The 618-nt window shown below is 73.9% G+C and carries 1 pseudogene; it reads left to right on the forward strand.

Features of this window, described 5'->3' with window-relative positions:
* Positions 1–77: 77 nt before the first annotated feature.
* Positions 78–618, forward strand: a pseudogene (locus ACFPZL_RS14080) (hypothetical protein); the annotation flags it as partial.

Below are 618 nucleotides of genomic sequence, written 5' to 3' on the forward strand. Positions count from 1 at the left end.
ACCGGGCGACGCCAACAGTACCGGCGACCCCGCCGGATCCTCCGCAGCCGCCGGATCCGCCGCGGAAGGAGCCGACCGTGCCTGAACGCAGCGACCACGAGCCCGCCGCGCAGGATCAGTCCGGAGGCGCCACACGGGATCGGAGCCCCGCACAGGATCGGAGCTCCGAGCAGGATCAGGACCGGGTGGTCGAGCGCGCGTCGGCGCGCATGCCCGGCCTCCTCGCGTCGCACGCGTCGGAGCCGACCTCCGAATCCGGCCGCGAACACGCTTCCGAACCCGCCCTCGGAGCTCTCCCGAAGCGCGCGCCGGGCCGCGGCTTCTGGGTGCTGCGCGACCTGCCCACGCTGCTGTGGCTGATCCTCGCGATCGTCGCCGCCGTCGCCCACCGCAACCTGCCGGCGGCGCCGTGGCTGCTTCTGCACCTGCTCTTCCTCGGCGCGATCACGCACGCGATCCTCGTCTGGAGCCAGCACTTCGCGATCGCGCTCACCCGCAGCACGCTCACCGTGCCGGATCGCCGGGCCCAGAACGTCCGCCTGCTGCTCGCGAACACCGGCATCGCGCTCGTGCTCGCCGGCGTCCCGCTCGTCGTCTGGCCGCTCACCCTCGCGGGCG

It is taken from the genome of Leucobacter soli (assembly GCF_042659205.1).
Classification (GTDB): domain Bacteria; phylum Actinomycetota; class Actinomycetes; order Actinomycetales; family Microbacteriaceae; genus Leucobacter; species Leucobacter soli.